Origin of the sequence: Ureibacillus galli (assembly GCF_014836845.1) — a bacterium.
In the GTDB taxonomy this organism is placed as follows: Bacteria; Bacillota; Bacilli; order Bacillales_A; family Planococcaceae; genus Ureibacillus; species Ureibacillus galli.
This window is the reverse complement of record NZ_JACSQA010000006.1, coordinates 46998-65030: the sequence shown is the minus strand read 5'-3', so window position 1 is coordinate 65030 and position 18033 is coordinate 46998. Positions and strand designations below refer to the sequence as shown.

The following is an 18033-nucleotide window of genomic DNA, read 5'->3' as shown; positions in this document are numbered from 1 at the left end:
CATACTAATCCCCCTTTGTATTGATATGTATAATTTTTATTATTTCGAAATAACCTTTTTTTAAAGTTTCTTTACAACCTAAAATAAATACTAACATAGTTACCCAAATTTACAGAAAAAGGGATTTACTTCATCTGGAAGAATACTAATATAGTAAACAATTATTTTCGAACTATTTATACATTCTTTATTCAATTTCATTAGGATATAAAGAGAAAAGTTAAATAACGAGGAAAAAAGCAGCCAAAAGGCCGCTTTTTGGAAAAACTAGTTTTCAATTTTAACAATTCCATTTTTAACTATATATTCCAACTTTTGAGCAATATAAATTAATACCATTGCCGCAATTCCATTCCACATACCACCGAAAAATAACCCTACGATTCCACCAAAAGCAATATAGGCTGCTAAATATTTATCTACCACATAATCACCTTTCCTTTAGTTTTACATCTATTTTAAAAATTCTTTTCCATATTATACCAAAACTGTAGTCCTAACATTTCCATTGAAACTGAAATAAAGTATCTATCTCCGTTTTCTTCATCACCAAACAAGCAAGGAAGAGTTGTTTTACTTCGTATGTAAGATAGCAATAATTCATATGCCTTCCATAAATCTTCATACGTTTTATTATTAAATTTATATTCATCAATCATATATACTCTTTCAAACTCTACTATGTCATTCACGACAACGGTTATTTAATCATTCTTACTTTTCTCCAATCTCGATATGAGAGGGTAAGTTCTTACTGTCATTAAAATTAAAAGTTGGTATATGATTTACCGTTAACTCAATACCTTGTTGAATCTCATAGGGCAAAATACATATCCTTGTGATTTCTTCATTATGAATAACCATATCTTCATCCATCATTTCTCCGTTCATTTCAAGAACCTTTACTTTATAACTTTGTTCATTATTATATTTCCCCATTACTTTTAGCAACAAAATATCATGATTGGTAGTTTTAACATAAATCATTTGTCCATGATAAGTTAAGATGTCCATGTTTCACCTCATTAATAATCGTTTTATAAAAAAGTACGATTATTAATGGAAAAAGTTTCAAATGTAATCTAATAGTTCAAACCTTGTTACTCTAATTATTATGGAACATCATATATTTTTTTCTTTTTCCCCTAATTTCTCCTATACAACCGATAGCAAACATAAGAATTGCAATGATTTCAAGAGGTATGAATAATAACAGAAATCTAATTCCTGCAAATCCATCCTGTGTTATGTCTCTATAAATAAATGAACCAGCAATAGTGGATAGAGGTATGAAAATTATTCCTAAATACACGCTCCATATTATAAAATTAAGCATCCAAGAACGTTTAAAAGTAAGAATGAAAGCCATTATAAAAAAATTATAAGAATTGCAGATATAGAGGCTATCATTTGACATTTTCCCCCCTTTTTTTAGTTACGTCATTAATATTTTCTCTGTGCAGCGTCTACAGTTATGTAAGTATTGCTATAAAAAAGAGTAAAAACCGTCTTTACATTCCATAGTTTTTTAAATTCATTAATCGGTACTTTTCGATTATAGTTCTTGTTTTCATCATCACAATTCACCAAATGCCTTAATGATTCTGAAAGGTAAAAATACTCCTCGTCATATCCTACAACAGGGACAAAATGCAAATAATTACGGTCCTTCTGTACTTTAATAAAAACAATGACGGGTGCTCCTTTACTAACTTCGTACTTTAATGTATTTATATTTCCTTTATAATAGTTTGTTTTAAAGCCCTTTTTTCTTAATACCGTCCGAATTCCCTTTGGGTATACAGTACCCGACTTCGTTTTACTAGGAAAATGGGGATACAACGCTTCACCGCTATCATCTATACCAAAATGCCGTAACAGATACGCTGTTGAAAATGCTGCACATTCGGTATTATTTTGAAAATCAATTCGATTGTTTTGTTGAATAAGAAAGTTAGCTGGATAATTTCTTTTCCGTAAAACAGGAATGGGAAATGTCATCAAATATACATTAATGATCGTGGAAATCATAATCCATAAAATAACTGATCTAACGATAAACATAAACATACTGCATCCCCCTTACCAAGCGTCCAGCTCGAATATTTTATTTCTTTACAATCCCCACTTCATTTTAACATAATTATCCAATTTCAGTTTTCTATAACGACCCTTTTCAAAAATAAAGACGCATTTCTTATTTTAGAAACGCGCCCGATTCTTGAATATAACACAGGTTCTATTCAGATTGAGGTAACATTTTTACAAAATTTTTTGGGGACTCCCAAAAAGGAGTCAAAGTTTATTCCCCGTCAAGGTTTGGCTTAATTCAAACACCGAAGCTAATTCCTATATCATGTTAGGATTTGGAGGATTAGCAATTGAAGAGATTGAAAAAGGAATCAGTTTACTCGCTAGCTACCTTCCCTGGTTTAGGAGAGATAATTTTATAAAAAAATGGAGAATTCCATTAGGTTTAATTTTGTCAGTAATCTTTGGAGTCAAAACAAATTAAAGAGGCTGTCTGAAACAAGACAGCCTCCCTTTGTACAATAGATTAGCCCCGCCATAACCACCAAAATTAAGGACTAAAAATGACAAAATTTCTAGTACAAAAATTACGCCTATTGTTGTTTTAGAACAATTATCAATTTTCTTGTTTTTGTAGCCATAAAAACAAGTTTGTGATCAATTTAGATACAATGAATAACGCTATATAGGACAAGAACAAATAAATATAATTTACTCCCTTAAACATATGGAAGAAGTGGAAATTTACCATAATTGGTTTTAATACGAAAGCAAAAAGGGCTGATAATAAAATAGAATATAGGTATATATTTTTTTGCCGGTTCAATGTCCATTGATATAACAACATAAAACTTACCGGTACTAAAGAAGCGTCTAGAGCAAAACTTGGTAAAAAGGGAAGGAGTTCATATGGATATTCCCATAGACCCATATTAATACCGATTTTATTTACATATGCGAACCAAACATGATAATTAAGTCCAAAAAAACCTAAAAGTAACATTTTCCTTTTATCTATTGAAAAGAACAATATTATAATTGGTAAAATTAACGCTATAACTACTATCCAAAATTGCCATGTATCAAAATAGGAAAATGATTTCCAGTATTCTAATTGGAGTTGGTTTACCTCTTCTAACATTGACCTTATTTGATTTAACAATTCTGATTGTTTTTCCTTCATATATATCTCCCTAATAACATTTCTATTATTAAGTAATTTAACCTTATTCTTGTTCAACTATTCTCCCTCAATAACAAAGGGTGAATTATATTCATTTTAATTCAGGAAACCTTTTCATTTATGCTATGAAAGTTTTCAGATATTTCTTTAAAAGCTTTCTTAAAATCTCTAGTTCGAACTATTGATAGACTAAATTAATAGAAAGCGCTTCGTTTTTTCATTATCTCAAATAATCTCGTCTCGTTTGAAGCGACTGGGAGTCATAGAATGTCTCAAATAAAAGTGCTCATCTAACAGTTCGAAAAGATAGAAATTCTCATATATCAAGGAAAAAACGATATTAAAAAAGAGGTTAAAGTGAACACTTTAACCTCTTTTCTATGTTATTAATTATTCTTCATCCATGAACGGATAAGTAATATCTGTAGTTGGTGCAAAGTTTTCTTTGATTACACGAGGAGTTGTCCAACGAATCATGTTAAATACAGAACCTGCTTTATCGTTTGTACCAGAACCACGAGAACCACCAAATGGTTGTTGGTTAATCATTGCACCGGTTGGTTTGTCATTGATATAGAAGTTTCCAGCTGCGCCTGATAAACGATTTTCTAAATGAAGAATCGCTTGGCGATCTTGTGCAAAAATAGCACCTGTTAATGCGTACATAGAAGCTGTATCAACTGCTTCTAATGTTTCTTCTAATTTATCATTTTCATATACATAGATTGTTAACACTGGTCCAAAAATTTCTTCAACCATTGTTTTGAACTTTGGATTTGTTGTTACGATAATTGTTGGTTGGATGAAATATCCAACAGAATCATCATAAGTACCACCAGCAATAATTTCTGCTTCTTCAGAAGCTGCCGCATAATCGATATAGCTTGTTATTGAATCAAACGCAGGTTTATCGATTACTGCTCCCATAAAATTACGGAAGTCGCGTACATCCCCGACTTTCAGTTTAGCAGTTTCTTCAACTAAACCTTTCTTTACTTCTTCCCATAAGCTTTGTGGAATGTAAGCACGTGAAGCCGCAGAACATTTTTGACCTTGGTATTCAAACGCTCCACGAACAAGGTTCGCTACTAATTTGTCAACTTGTGCAGTTTCGTGTGCAAATACGAAGTCTTTACCACCAGTTTCCCCAACTAAACGAGGGTATGATTGGTAATTTGCAATGTTTTCCCCTACTGTTTTCCAAATTGTTTGGAACGTACTTGTTGAACCAGTAAAGTGGAATCCAGACATACGTGAATCTGTTAATACTACTTCCGAAACTTGTGAACCACGAGATGGTACAAAGTTGATAACGCCTTTTGGTAATCCAGCTTCTTCTAAAATACGCATAAAGTAATAGTTTGCTAGTAATGAAGTTGTTGCTGGTTTCCAAACTACTACGTTCCCCATCATTGCAGGAGCTGACGGTAAGTTACCACCAATAGCAGTGAAGTTGAATGGAGAGATTGCTAATACAAAACCATCTAATGGACGATAATCTAAACGATTCCAAACGTTTTTCATACTATCTGGTTGAATTTGATATACTTGGTTTGCATAATCCACCCCGAAGCGCAAGAAATCTGCTAATTCTTGTGCAGAGTCTATTTCAGCTTGGATTACAGTTTTAGATTGTCCTAACATTGTTGCAGCATTCATTACATCACGGTACGGACCAGAAATTAGATCAGCAGCTTTCAAGAAAATCGCTGCACGATGTTCCCATGGCATATTTGCCCATGATTCTTTTGCAGCCATTGCAGCTTCAACAGCATCACGTAATTCTTTCTCACCAGCTTCTGAGTAGTTTGCTAAAACATGTTGGTGATTATGTGGCATAACTACTTGCTTTACTGTATCTGTTTTAATATTTTGACCATTAATAATAATAGGAATATCTACTACGATTTCGGATTGGCGTTTTAATTCTGCTTTTAATGTTTCTCTTTCTTTTGTACCCGGAGCATATGTATTGCCAGGCTCATTTTTAGGTGTTGGTATTTTGAAAATTCCGTTACTCATATTTTTACTTTCCTTCCTATTGTGTATATTTCTCTTAATGTTTTTAATAATCTTCTGTATTCACCAAATTATAAAATACTTGTAATTACTAACGCAAGTTAACAGACTCAATTAATTTATGATTTTCATAAACTAGAAGGGGTTAGAGCTATCCTAGGTAAAGAATTGGGTCTAATTGTTTTTTAATTATTTTTTTAAAATTAGAAACTGTATAAATACTTAAATCTTCAAGCTCATAGTAACTGACTTTATATCAAAACCCAATTTTTCATATAATTTAATTGCTTGATTATCTACAAACGCACTTAGGCGAATTTCCGAGTATCCATCTTGTTTTAAATGTTCAATACCAGCATTCATTAATTGTTTGGAAATTCCATTTCCTCTAAATTCATTTAAAACAAATAGTTCGTAGATAAATCCATTTATTACATCAGTAAATGAATCCTTGTTTGGTCCTAAAAGAATCCAACCCATCAATTGATTACCTTCAGTTGCTATTAAATAATAGCTTCCCTTTTCCAAAAGTGGTTTAACAAGTTGGTTAATTTTTTCTTCTGTAGGTTGTACTTCCCCCAGGGTACCATCAAAAATCGCTTGAGGAGAAAGTGATAATACTTTTTTAAGTTCAAAATCGTTTGGTTTTTTAATGTCCATAATTTATACCAGTCCTTAAACTTCTTTATCCCTTTTCTATAGTATACAATTATTTCAGTGTATTGTGCTTAAATTCTTCATATACTAATTAACCTTAAACTAATAAAGTTATATGTATTCTAATAGAGTTACATTTAATATAAATAAATACTCTAACTAACAAAATACTTCGATTTATTTGTTCAGATACGCTTGCAGTTTCTTACACGTATAACAAAGCTATTGCCCTGTAACCTTCAATGCAAATGGAGAATATTGTAGTAAAATTTAAATTAAAAAGGAGTGTAATGGAAAATGAGTAGACCTGAAATGTATGTAAGTTTAGTAGTGGGACCGAATTGTGAAATGGAATCATATGCTATAAGATCAGCACTGGAGTATTTCGGGGTAAGAGTTAATATACATTGGATAGGTAGACCCAATGATCTAATTGATGTTCTATCTGGTGAAGAACTTGCGAATAAAGTGGACTATTTAATTTTAAATTTCCATGGAGATGAAGGTAGATTTTGCATGCCTGAACTCGATGAAGAAGTTTATGAATCTAATGAGCCAAGAGGGGAATTTCTGGGAGATCACGAGATTAAACAATTTACAAAATTAAAAGATATAAAAGTTATAGGATCTGGTTGTACATTAGGTATGGAACAGCTAGCGAACGCTTTTCTTGAATGTGGTTGTCACTCTTATATCGGTCCTGATGATTACATAGATGGTAATGCTAATCTGATGTTCCTTATAAAGTTTTTCTATGAAATTATAAGTAATCATAAAAGCCAAGAGGAAGCTTTTGAAATTGCTAGGTCCATTGATAAAGAAACTGCAATGTATAAATTGTATAAGTCAATGTGAAGGAAGAAGCAATGGAATAATTCATAGATTAAGCACATTACATTTTTTAAACTACTAAAACTTTCTAAACATGTATGTATTGGAAACATTGTAAAACTGCATTTCCCCTAATAAGCCATACCCTAAAATAAGAGTATGGCTACACTTGAACTTTATTATTTTATTAATTTACTAACCGCTTTAAACTGGTCTCCTTTAGCGACTTGAAGCATTTCAAAAAGTGCCATTTCTACACTCGTTACCTTCGCACCAAGTTGCATCATTTTTTGAAGACCAATTTCTCTATTTTTAGCCGTTCTGGAAGAAACGCAATCGGCTAATACTTCCACTTCATAACCATTTTGAAGTAAATGAACAGCTGTTTGATAGACACAAATATGTGTTTCGATACCTGCAAGCAATACTTTTTTACGTCCTGTTTTTTCTAATTGCTCTACAAATTCAGGCGTATCGTAAGCACTAAATGTAATTTTTTCAATTGGTTTTTGATTTTGTAGTTTTTGCGCAACTTTTTCCGTAGTCGGCCCAAGTCCTTTTGGATATTGTTCTAACAAAAGAACAGGTATATCTAAAATTTGAACACCTTCTGTAATTTTTACAATATTATGAATCACAAATTCACTATTATCTACGATTTCCGCTAGCCTTCCTTGTACATCAATTAGTACCAAAACTGTTTCTTCTTTTTGTAACATAAACATCCCCCTTAAATTTAAAGCATTGCGATATCCCCTTTCATTATAATAAAAATTTAAACAGCAAACAGCTAGAAGACCTTCTTATTTTAAAAGTAAATAAAAAAGAAGAGCGCCCGATATTACGAGCAACTCTTCTTTTATATTAGCGAAGTTCAGCGCCAGCTTCTGTTAATACTTTTAACACTTTGTTATGAGCATTTACTACTTCGTCATCTGTTAACGTACGTTCTGGATCGAAGTAAGTTAATGAGAAGGCAACAGATTTTTTGCCAGCTTCCATTTTTTCTCCTTCGTAAACGTCGAACACTTTTACTTCTTTTAATAATTTTGTACCAGCTTGACGAATGATTTCTACAATCTCACCTGCAGGTTTTGAACGATCTAGCTCCAATGCAATATCTCGTGTCATTGCAGGGAAACGTGGTACTGGGGCATAAACTAAATCTTCCACAGTTGCAGCTAAAATAGCTTTTAAATTTAATTCAGCTACATACGTTTCTTTCAAATCGTATTGTTTACGCTCAGTAGGATGTAAACCACCGATTAAACCGATTTTTTCCCCATCTAAGAAAATCGCTGCAGTTTGACCTGGATGTAAACCATCCACTGTTGTTTTTGTGAAGGATAAACGATCTGTTAAACCTAATTTTTCAAATAGGCTTTCGATAATTCCTTTTGCGACGAAGAAATCTACATTTAACTTTTCACCTTGCCATGTATGGTCAACCCATTTACCTGTTAACACAAAGGCAATATGTTCTTCTTCATAAGGTAACTGCTCTTCTGTTTGACCAAGGAACACTGAACCAATTTCATATAGGGAAACGGAATCTGCTTTACGTGCTACATTATAACTAGCCGCTTCCACTAAATGAGGAATGAGACTTTGACGTAAAGTAGAACGTTCTTCACTCATCGGCATTAATAATTTCGTTGTATCTTCTGCTTTTAACGCAAACTTTTGAGCCAATTCATCAGAAGTTAATGAATATGTAATGGCTTGATATAGACCAGCACCTTCAAGCACATTACGTACAATACGACGTTTTGCTTGGTAAGGTGTTAAACCACCTACCTGTTCATTTCCTTCTGGTAACGTCATTGGAATTTCATCATATCCAAATAGACGGGCAATTTCTTCAATAATATCTTCTTCAATTTTAATATCTTGACGACGTGTCGGTACATCAATAATTAATAAACCGTTTGCCGCTTCCACATCAAATTGAAGACGATTTAAAATGGAAAGCATTTCTTCCAAAGAAATTTTCATCCCTAGGCGTGAGTTAATATAATCTGGAGATACAACTACTCGTGCAGGTGTTTTATCTAAATCATCCACTAGTACTGTACCTTCTAATACTTCTCCGCCTGCAATTTCAGCTAACATTTGGGCAGCTCGTTCACTAGCTAATAGAACACGATTCGGATCAACGCCCTTTTCAAAACGTGCTGATGAATCAGAACGTAAACCTAATTCCTTCGAAGTACGACGTACAGATATCCCTTCGAAGTATGCTGCTTCAATGACAACAGTTGTTGTTTCATTTGTTACTTCAGAGTTAGCTCCACCCATTACACCGGCAACCGCTACTGGTTCCACACCATTTGTAATGACAAGATTATGGGCATTTAATGTACGTTCTTGTTCATCTAATGTGACAATCTTTTCTCCTTCAGTAGCTAAACGCACTACAATCTCTTTCGAATTTAATGACTCATAATCAAAGGCGTGTAACGGTTGACCATATTCCATTAAAATGTAATTCGTAATATCCACGACATTGTTATGAGGTCGTACACCAGCTGCCATTAAGTAATGTTGCAACCAAAGGGGTGATTCTGCGATTTTTACATTTTTCACTACTTTTGCTGCATATAATGGATTTTCTTTCGCTTCGACACGTACGTTAATGTAGTCCTCTGCTTTTTCAGAAATCGATTCATATTGAATTTCGGGTAATTTAACTTCCTTTGATAAAATAGCAGCTACTTCATAAGCAACCCCTAACATAGACAAGGCGTCTGAACGGTTCGGTGTTAAACCTAATTCAAGGACAATATCACGTAGACCTACTAATTCTAATGCATCGCTACCAGGAACAGCATCCTCTGGTAAAACGTAAATTCCATCAGCATAAGCTTTCGGAACAACGCGACCTTCCACACCTAGTTCTTGTAGGGAACAAATCATCCCGTTGGATTCTTGACCGCGCATTTTTGCCTTTTTAATTTTAACGCCACCTGGTAGGCGAGCACCAGGCAATGCCACGATTACTTTTTGTCCTGCTGCAACGTTTGGCGCACCACAAATAATTTGTCGTACGTCTCCTTCACCTACTTCTACTTGGCAAATATTTAACTTATCTGCATCCGGATGTTTTTCTTTTGATACGACATAACCTACGACAACGTTTGTCATACCTTGAGAACGATCAATGACTGCATCTACTTCAATCCCTGAACGGGTAATTTTTTCCGCCAGTTCTTCAGCTGCAATTCCTTCTATATCAACATATTGTTTTAACCAATTTAATGAAACTAACATATTCGTACCCCCTTACCCTTCTGTTCGATGGAATTGTGATAAGAAACGACTGTCATTTGTATAGAAATGACGAATATCATCCACTCCATATTTCAACATTGCGATACGTTCCGCACCAATACCAAAGGCAAAACCTGAAACTTTCTTCGAATCATAGCCTGCCATCTCAAGTACATTTGGATGTACCATACCAGCACCTAAAATTTCAATCCAACCTGTTTGTTTACATACGTTACATCCTGAACCACCACATTTAAAGCAAGAAATATCCATTTCCACTGAAGGCTCTGTAAAAGGGAAGAAGCTAGGACGCAAGCGAATTTCGCGGTCATTACCGAACATTTTTTTCGCTAGTTTATCAAGCGTTCCTTTTAAATCACTCATTCGAATGTTTTCACCAACGACTAATCCTTCAATTTGCATAAATTGATGGGAGTGAGTCGCATCATCATTATCCCGGCGGAATACTTTACCTGGGCTAATGATTCGGATTGGTTCACCTTTTTTCGCTTCCATCGTACGCGCTTGAACTGGTGATGTATGGGTACGTAATAGAGTTTCCTCTGTAATATAAAATGTATCTTGCATATCACGAGCAGGGTGACCTTTTGGTAAGTTTAAGGCTTCGAAGTTATAGTAATCCCTTTCTACTTCCGTTCCTTCTGCAATCGTATACCCCATTGAAACGAATAAATCTTCAATTTCTTCTACAACACGAGTTAAAGGATGACGATTCCCTGAACGAACTGGACGTCCCGGTAACGTTACATCAATCGATTCCTTTTCTAGTTGTTCTTGAATCGCTTGTTCCTCTAACACAACCGCTCTTTGTTCTAATTGGGCCGTAACGTTCTCACGTACTGCGTTTACAAGTGCCCCCATTTTCGGACGTTCTTCTGGAGATAGTTTCCCCATTCCCTTTAATAGATCCGTAATCGGACCTTTTTTCCCTAAATACGCCACACGAACGTCATTTAATTCTTTTAAATTGGAAGCGGCTTGTAATTTTGCTAATGCTTCTTGTTCCAATTGCTTTAACTGTTGTTCCACGTATAAAAACCTCCTTATGAATAGTCATCCTTTGTTTTTCATTATTAATTGGAAAAACGAATTTGTATAATTTCCCCAAGTCAAGAAAAAACAAAAAACCCCGCCCCTAAAAAGGGACGAGGACTAATTTCGCGGTACCACCCTAGTTATTACAAAAAATTGCAATCACTTCATTGACATAACGACTCTTCGGCCGGCTTTCCTTTCACATTCATCATGATCCCGGAAGCTGCTTACGGGGTGAACTTCAATATGCTTGACATTACATAAGCTTCCAGTCTTCGGCTTATGCTCCCTAAAATGTCTTTTTCATATTTACTCTTCCCGCTCCTAGCGCATTTTGTTTATTCATATTATGTTCTAAACCTGCAATTATTTTACGTCAAATCGGAAAAGGTTTCAAGTATTGTATACATAAAGAAATTGATTTGTTCTCTTATTTTATTGAAATATACGTGAAGTGATTAATTGTATCAACCTAGTTTAAACTTCGTTAACCATTTATAAAATAAAAAAAGACAAAGTGTTAAACAAACTTTGTCTTTTCCTTTAAAGAAAATTATTTTACAAATTGATACAATAAAATTCCCGTAGCCACCGCAACATTTAACGATTCGGCCCGTCCAAAAATCGGAATGATGACATTTTGATCTGTTTTGTCTAGTAGCTGTGGATGTATGCCACTTCCTTCATTCCCTACAATAAGGGCAAAGCTTTCTGAATGTTCAACATTTGTATATTCAATAGCATCTTGTAATGCTGTTCCATACACTTTCACACCACGAGCTTGTAAATCTTCCATCCATTCTGCCAGCTCACCTCGAATGACTGGAATATGAAAATGGGAGCCCTGTGCTGATCGTAATGTTTTTGGATTATAAGCATCCGCACATCCTTTTCCTAGCACGACCCCATCGATGCCAGCAGCATCCGCAGTACGAATCATCGTTCCAATATTCCCCGGATCTTGTACCGCATCAACGAGTAATACTTTCTTCCAATTTCCTTTTGCTTCTGAATCGACTTCAACTTGTTTACAGTGGGCAAATACCCCTTGGGAAGTTTCCGTTTCTGCCAGTTCTTTTGCAATAGTTTCTGTCACTTCTACGATCATGACATCATCTGTCGCCCACAGTAAAGGAAGTTCTACCCCTTCACGGACAATCATTTGTACAATTTGGTCTTTATTTTTTAACGCTTCCTCTACGAGATGGAAACCTTCTACGATAAACTCCCCTGTTTTTTCTCGCTCTTTTCGTGTCGTTACAAGTTTTTTCCAATGTTTTACTAGAGCATTTTGTGTTGATTCAATACGTTTCATAATATGACAGTTACCGCCTTTTCCTTCTGTTCTTAATGCCTAATTTTACATGAAAAGTAGGACTGTGTAAAAAATGTTTTCATCGTGATGATGAGGTTCCTTATAAAGCGTCATTATCATCGCACATTCTTAGACATATTCACAATTTTAAACTGTTCACCTGTTGGTCTTGTAATTAACTCTTCATTTAAAATCTCATATCCTGCTGATTCATAAAGTAGAATGTTTCTTGGAACGTTCATACGAACTTTACATTGAATTTTATTATAACCTTGTTGAACTGTAATTTCTTCAAGCTTCTGTAACAATTTTTTCGCATGGCCCTTCCCTTGACTTACAGGGCTTACAGATAGACGATAAAAATAAACATAATCGTCCACATATTTAAAACGAACTGAAGCAACTGGTAAATTGTCATCATATCCAACTAATGCAAAGGCGCCATTTTGCAACTCTTCTAATATCGATTGTTCTGTCTCCTTTAATGCACTAGAAGGTACTGGGTCATCTCGATACTCTTCAAAGGCTTGTATCATAACTTCACGTATTTCTTGAACATTAGTCGAAAATTTAATTTCCATAGAAACTTCCCCTTTATATATTTTGTTTAATTTAAGCAATTATTAATGTATTTACTATGTATAGTTTCAGTCAGACGAAGCAGACTAGTCATTGAGGAGGCGAATGCAATGAATTTTCAAATTAGAGATGCCATTACATCCAATGTAAAAGGTGATAGTGCAAATGAATTCCGTGATACAGTAGAAGATGCGATTTCACGTGGTGATGAGCATTTATTGCCAGGTCTTGGTGTATTTTTAGAAAAATGGTGGAAAACATCTAGTGCAGCTGAGCAAGAAGCATTTACTGAAAAACTATCTAAAGCTTTTCAAAATTAAAAAAGTATGGCTGACAAAGCATTCCATCATTCTTTGTCAGCTCCCTATTAATTTCCCCACTCGCTTTGAAGAATTTCTTTTATAATTGTATATTTCTCATTTCCGATTTTTTCTTGGATTTTCATTTCTAAATCTTTTTTTAATACGATATATTTCTCTACACACAATTCCCCAATATTTGTTAATTGAATGCATTTATCCCGATTATTATTTCCAGGCAAAATTTCTACTAACCCTTTTGATTCGAGTTTTTTAATAAACTTATGGGTCGCTTGTCGCGAAATTCGAACATTTTTTGTCACAGAAGAAATTGTTGGTTGCTTTTTATAAATTTTCATCATAATATACCATTCAGAATTTGAAATGGTGATATCACTTATTTCACTCCATTTTTCTTCTATTTTCTTTCGTATTGAACTATAACATTCACTAATTAACTCAAATAAATCTAATTGTTCATGTTCCACCATTCTCACCCCGTACCAATATTCGAAATAAATATACTGAATGACTAATCAATTGTCAACTAAGTTGACATTTTTCATTCATTAGCGTACAATTAAATTAGTCAACCAAGTTGACAATGAAAAGGGGGCAAAACATATGTTTAAGGTTGGAGATACCATCATCTATTCTGCTCACGGATTATGCCATATTGATGACATAAGTGAAAAAACTTTTTCCGGTGTTACGAAAACTTACTATGTATTACATCCACTCAATAACAATAAATTAGAAATTTGCACTCCCGTAGATAACAAATCCATTTCAATGCTTGAAATAATGAATAGAGAAGAAGCTATTGCAATTTTAAATGTATTTACACAACCTGGAATCGAATGGATTGAAAAAACGAATCATCGTACTCAAACTTATTCAAATATTGTGAGAAAAGGCGATCGTGAAGACATTGCGAAAATTATTCACACTTTAATGGTTAAAAAGTATGAAATTGAGAGCAATGAAAAAAAATTCCCTGAATATGATCGTAAACTTTTAATTTCGATTCAAAATATTTTATTTGCAGAATTGGCTATCTCTTTAGATATGACAATAGAACAAATTCATACAAAAGTACAAGAAATATTAAATATTCCAGTTGATGAATTGGAAATGATCGTCAATCAATAATACGTATTCCAGTGATCAGAAAATTGTCTAATTTTCTTTTCGCTGTTTTTTTATGAAAAAATAAAAGACAACTCAGCGTCTCCCAAGTTGCCTTTCCTATGTAGCGATGCTTTTTTCCACCTTGAAATCGGCATCGCATAATTAGCGGTAGAGTTAATCCCCATTAAAATAGGGAGGTTTCTTTCTTAAGCTAAAATAGAAGCTAACACGGCTTTTTGTGCATGTAATCGATTTTCTGCTTGCTCATAAATATAAGAATGAGGACCGTCAATAACGGAGGCAGTCACTTCTTCCTCACGGTGAGCAGGTAAACAATGTAAAAACATATAATCCGGTTTTGCATGGGCAACTAATTTGTCGTTAATTTGGTAATCTTTGAAATCGACTAAGCGTTTTGCTGTTTCCTCTTCTTGCCCCATACTAGTCCATACATCTGCATACACAACATCGGCATTTTTTACAGCTGCTACTGCATCATTCGTTACGGTAACAAGACTGCCATTTTCTTTGGCGATATTTTTCGCCTTTTCAATGATTTCATCATTTGGTTCGTAACCGACAGGAGTTGCGACAACGATATCCATGCCCACATGAACTGCAGCGACGACTAAAGAATGAGCAACGTTATTGCCATCCCCTACATAAGCAATTTTCAATCCTTTAAAAGATCCTTTGTTCTCAGCAATCGTCTCTAAGTCAGCCAACGCTTGGCAAGGGTGATATAAATCCGTTAAACCATTAATGATTGGAATAGAAGCATGGTCTGCTAGCTCCTTCACCATTTCGTGGGAATTTGCACGAATCATTACCCCATCAAGATAACCGGATAACACATGCCCCGTATCGGAAATCGGTTCCCCACGACCGATTTGTAAATCACGGGAATGCATAAACATCGCTTTTCCACCAAGTTGATTCATCCCCACTTCAAATGAAATTCGTGTACGAGTGGAATGCTTCTCAAAAATCATTCCTAATGTTTTTCCTTCTAATAACTTTGGACATTTCCCTGCCTTTGTAATCTTCTTCAATTGTGTCGCTAATGTAATTAAATCATGGACTTCTTCGCTCGTATAATCTAATAATGTTAATAAATCTTTCCCTTTTAAACTAGAAACTAATTTCAGTTGAACCTCTTCTAATAATTTCATTTTTTTCCCCGCCCCTTATACAATGGATGATGTATTTCATTATACATATGCATATTTATTAAATCAAGTGCATTTTTATAATAAGTTATATTTCTTTCCAATGTAATAAATATGCATATTTAAAGTATAAAAGTTAAATAAAATGCAAAAAACGAATTGATTTTTATAAATATTCATTACACGTAATATTAATTCCGATTGCATCATACTATTCTTATGCATTAAATTTGATTATAAACATAAAAAAAGGAAGAGCATTTTTGCCCTTCCTTTTCATTATTTATTAATCAAATATAATTTTATTGACTGTATCCCGGTCTAATTTTCGAATGATCTCTACAAGTAATTTAACCGTATTATGGTAGTCATCACGATGGATGACAGCCGCATGGGAGTGGATATAACGGGAAGCTATACCGATTGCCATAGCAGGAACACCATTCGCTGTTAAATGGATAGAACCAGCGTCAGTTCCACCGCCTGGAGTAGAATCAAATTGATAAGGAATGTTGTTTTCCTCTGCCACATCAACAACGAAATCACGAAGTCCTTTATGACCTACCATTGATGCATCAAAAATGATAATTTGAGGACCATCACCTAATTTTGAAGTAGATTCCTTCGGTGTAATACCTGGCGTATCTCCAGCAACACCCACATCAACAGCAAAACCAATATCTGGTTTAATTTTAAAGGTAGAAGTTTTTGCTCCACGAAGCCCAACTTCTTCTTGAACATTTCCCACACCGTAAACAACGTTTGGATGTTTAATATCTTGTAATTGTTTTAACACATCGATTGCAATGGCACAACCGATACGATTATCCCACGCTTTTGCCAATAACATTTTTTCATTTTTCATAACGTTGAATTCAAAGTAAGGCGTAATCATATCGCCAGGACGAATTCCCCATCCTTGGGCTTCTTCTTTTGAAGTAGCACCGATATCGATGAATAACTCTTTCATATCCACTACTTTTTTGCGTTGATCAGCAGGTAAAATATGAGGCGGTTTTGAACCAATAACGCCAATAATTTCTTCCCCTTTTCGAGTTGTAATCGTCACTCGTTGAGAAAGCATAACATGGCTCCACCAGCCACCAACCGTTTGGAATTTCACAAAGCCTTTTTCATCTATTTGAGTAACCATGAAACCTATTTCATCTAAATGGCCTGCAACCATTATTTTTGGTCCATTGGCATCCCCAACTTTTTTCGCAATTAAACTTCCTAAATTGTCTGTTTCAATTTCATCCGCATATGGTTCAATATATTTTCGCATAACTTCGCGAGGGGCACGTTCGTTCCCTGGTATTCCATTTGCATCAGTTAATTCTTTCAACATGGTTAATGTTTGATCTAATTCGGACATGTTGCAGCCTCCTAAATAGGTGTTTTCCTTATTATACCTCTAATATTTCGAATGTTGAAATATTAAATTCAAACAATTATAAGTTTTTCAAATAACCGGTCATTAATACCCTGATTTTTGACGTTCATAATTTTTTTCATTTTTTGCGATATAGGCTTGAATAATATCATCAAACGTAAAGCCTAAGTTATATGCCAAAATCCCATAACATTGCCAAACTCCGCGATAATGATCCATATTTGGTTGTTGAATAAATGTTAAGATTTGATCCTGTGTGCGTAAAAATGAATTCGTTAAATCCTGTTTCATCGTTATTTCTGGCCATGCGTCTAAAAATAGATTCTTTTCAATTCCTAATGAAAGTAAAAAGTGAATAGAATCGACAAACTCCTCTAAAATAACTTCTCTTTCAGAAGGACCTTTTGTACTCCAAAATTTAAAGCATCTTGTTTCATTCGCTAATTCTGCTAGTTCAATCATTAAAGCGAGCCCTTTTTCTCTAAAAACATCTCGGTCAATCTTTTGCGTTTTTTCGATAAATGCATCTAACTCTCTTTGCATTTCAAATAGTTCTTTAAATTCCATAAAAAAATCCCTCTTTTTCTTTTTAAAAATGAAACTTATTGTTCTCCTTAATCGTAAAGGAAATAACTATGTCTTTACAAGGGGGACTTTTACGTGGCTCTTCTATTATTCCGTTTGCTCATTATCATTTTAATCATTTACATATTTTATAAAGGCGTACGTTTCTTAACGGATCCAAAGCGTAAATTAGATGAAGCCTATGAAAAAGGACAATATTACTTCTATGATGATGTTAAAAATGTCCGAAAAAACTTTTTCATTTCCTATAAAGGTGCCCTTTTTGAGGGTGAGAAATATCTAGGAACGACTGAAGATGCCTTTGAGGTTGTATCCATCTTTGTTTGGGTGCACGACACGATGAAACTTCAAGGTTTAACAAAGGAAGACTTTTACTTTTTAGAAAAAGAAATTTTAATGAGCTACCCGAAAGCCAAAATAAACTGGAAAAATCCAATTGAACAGTTAATGAAAAATCAAAATGTATAACAACAATAAAATAAGGATTGTCTAACATGGCATGAACTATGCATGAA

20 protein-coding genes and 1 other annotated feature are annotated in these 18033 nt (G+C 34.2%); of the genes, 4 read left to right on the top strand and 16 right to left on the bottom strand.

Going from position 1 to position 18033, the window contains the following annotated elements; all coding sequences use genetic code 11:
* Positions 1-267 precede the first annotated feature (267 nt).
* From H9636_RS06365 to H9636_RS06340, 7 genes are all read right to left on the bottom strand, one after another.
* Entirely contained in the window at positions 268-426 is a 159-nt protein-coding gene (locus H9636_RS06365) for a hypothetical protein (protein ID WP_191706788.1), read from the bottom strand.
* A 32-nt stretch (positions 427-458) separates the two neighbouring features.
* Entirely contained in the window at positions 459-659 is a 201-nt protein-coding gene (locus H9636_RS19015; RefSeq protein ID WP_225230109.1) for a hypothetical protein, read from the bottom strand.
* Between the two features lie 55 nt (positions 660-714).
* On the bottom strand, positions 715-1014 hold the full coding sequence (locus tag H9636_RS06360) for a hypothetical protein (RefSeq protein ID WP_191706787.1): 300 nt from the start codon (positions 1012-1014) through the stop codon (positions 715-717).
* Between the two features lie 429 nt (positions 1015-1443).
* Positions 1444-2070: a cysteine peptidase family C39 domain-containing protein gene (locus H9636_RS06355; RefSeq protein ID WP_225230108.1), complete on the bottom strand. Its 627-nt coding sequence runs from the start codon at positions 2068-2070 to the stop codon at positions 1444-1446.
* Between the two features lie 577 nt (positions 2071-2647).
* Positions 2648-3214, bottom strand: a complete 567-nt coding sequence (locus H9636_RS06350; protein WP_191706786.1) for a CBO0543 family protein — start codon at positions 3212-3214, stop codon at positions 2648-2650.
* A gap of 390 nt (positions 3215-3604) precedes the next feature.
* On the bottom strand, positions 3605-5236 hold the full coding sequence (gene pruA / locus H9636_RS06345) for an L-glutamate gamma-semialdehyde dehydrogenase (protein WP_191706785.1): 1632 nt from the start codon (positions 5234-5236) through the stop codon (positions 3605-3607).
* 219 nt (positions 5237-5455) lie between these two features.
* A complete protein-coding gene (locus H9636_RS06340; protein WP_191706784.1) occupies positions 5456-5893 on the bottom strand; it encodes a GNAT family N-acetyltransferase in 438 nt (145 codons plus the stop codon).
* Between the two features lie 294 nt (positions 5894-6187).
* Here H9636_RS06340 and H9636_RS06335 point away from each other — a divergent pair, with 294 nt between their 5' ends.
* Positions 6188-6745, top strand: coding sequence for a delta-aminolevulinic acid dehydratase (locus H9636_RS06335; protein ID WP_191706783.1), 558 nt, complete (start codon positions 6188-6190; stop codon positions 6743-6745).
* A gap of 155 nt (positions 6746-6900) precedes the next feature.
* Here the strand turns inward: H9636_RS06335 and H9636_RS06330 are convergent, their stop codons facing one another.
* From H9636_RS06330 to H9636_RS06310, 5 genes are all read right to left on the bottom strand, one after another.
* The gene (locus H9636_RS06330) at positions 6901-7440 is read right to left on the bottom strand and encodes a hydrolase (protein WP_191706782.1); all 540 of its coding nucleotides are present in this window, start codon (positions 7438-7440) and stop codon (positions 6901-6903) included.
* Positions 7441-7585: 145 nt separating this feature from the next.
* A complete protein-coding gene (gene pheT, locus H9636_RS06325) occupies positions 7586-9991 on the bottom strand; it encodes a phenylalanine--tRNA ligase subunit beta (protein WP_191706781.1) in 2406 nt (801 codons plus the stop codon).
* Positions 9992-10003: 12 nt separating this feature from the next.
* Entirely contained in the window at positions 10004-11041 is a 1038-nt protein-coding gene (pheS, locus tag H9636_RS06320; RefSeq protein WP_191706780.1) for a phenylalanine--tRNA ligase subunit alpha, read from the bottom strand.
* A gap of 109 nt (positions 11042-11150) precedes the next feature.
* Positions 11151-11382 (bottom strand) — a binding site (T-box leader).
* A 218-nt stretch (positions 11383-11600) separates the two neighbouring features.
* Complete coding sequence (locus H9636_RS06315) at positions 11601-12362, bottom strand: TrmH family RNA methyltransferase (protein WP_191706779.1); 762 nt, start codon at positions 12360-12362, stop codon at positions 11601-11603.
* A gap of 116 nt (positions 12363-12478) precedes the next feature.
* The gene (locus H9636_RS06310) at positions 12479-12943 is read right to left on the bottom strand and encodes a GNAT family N-acetyltransferase (protein WP_191706778.1); all 465 of its coding nucleotides are present in this window, start codon (positions 12941-12943) and stop codon (positions 12479-12481) included.
* Between the two features lie 108 nt (positions 12944-13051).
* Here H9636_RS06310 and sspI point away from each other — a divergent pair, with 108 nt between their 5' ends.
* The gene (gene sspI / locus H9636_RS06305) at positions 13052-13261 is read left to right on the top strand and encodes a small acid-soluble spore protein SspI (RefSeq protein ID WP_191706777.1); all 210 of its coding nucleotides are present in this window, start codon (positions 13052-13054) and stop codon (positions 13259-13261) included.
* Positions 13262-13308: 47 nt separating this feature from the next.
* Here sspI and H9636_RS06300 read toward each other — a convergent pair whose 3' ends face one another.
* Positions 13309-13728: a MarR family transcriptional regulator gene (locus tag H9636_RS06300; protein ID WP_404817741.1), complete on the bottom strand. Its 420-nt coding sequence runs from the start codon at positions 13726-13728 to the stop codon at positions 13309-13311.
* Positions 13729-13864: 136 nt separating this feature from the next.
* Between H9636_RS06300 and H9636_RS06295 the strand changes: the two genes are divergently transcribed.
* On the top strand, positions 13865-14392 hold the full coding sequence (locus H9636_RS06295; RefSeq protein WP_191706775.1) for a CarD family transcriptional regulator: 528 nt from the start codon (positions 13865-13867) through the stop codon (positions 14390-14392).
* 185 nt (positions 14393-14577) lie between these two features.
* Here H9636_RS06295 and argF read toward each other — a convergent pair whose 3' ends face one another.
* The 3 genes from argF to H9636_RS06280 form a co-directional block, all read right to left on the bottom strand.
* On the bottom strand, positions 14578-15543 hold the full coding sequence (argF, locus tag H9636_RS06290) for an ornithine carbamoyltransferase (RefSeq protein WP_191706774.1): 966 nt from the start codon (positions 15541-15543) through the stop codon (positions 14578-14580).
* A 283-nt stretch (positions 15544-15826) separates the two neighbouring features.
* Positions 15827-16915, bottom strand: a complete 1089-nt coding sequence (locus H9636_RS06285) for a M42 family metallopeptidase (protein WP_191706773.1) — start codon at positions 16913-16915, stop codon at positions 15827-15829.
* A gap of 102 nt (positions 16916-17017) precedes the next feature.
* The gene (locus H9636_RS06280; RefSeq protein ID WP_191706772.1) at positions 17018-17500 is read right to left on the bottom strand and encodes a dUTP diphosphatase; all 483 of its coding nucleotides are present in this window, start codon (positions 17498-17500) and stop codon (positions 17018-17020) included.
* A gap of 93 nt (positions 17501-17593) precedes the next feature.
* On the opposite strand from H9636_RS06280, the gene H9636_RS06275 reads away from it, so the two are divergent.
* On the top strand, positions 17594-17986 hold the full coding sequence (locus H9636_RS06275; protein WP_191706771.1) for a sigma-w pathway protein ysdB: 393 nt from the start codon (positions 17594-17596) through the stop codon (positions 17984-17986).
* The last annotated feature ends 47 nt before the right edge of the window (positions 17987-18033 follow it).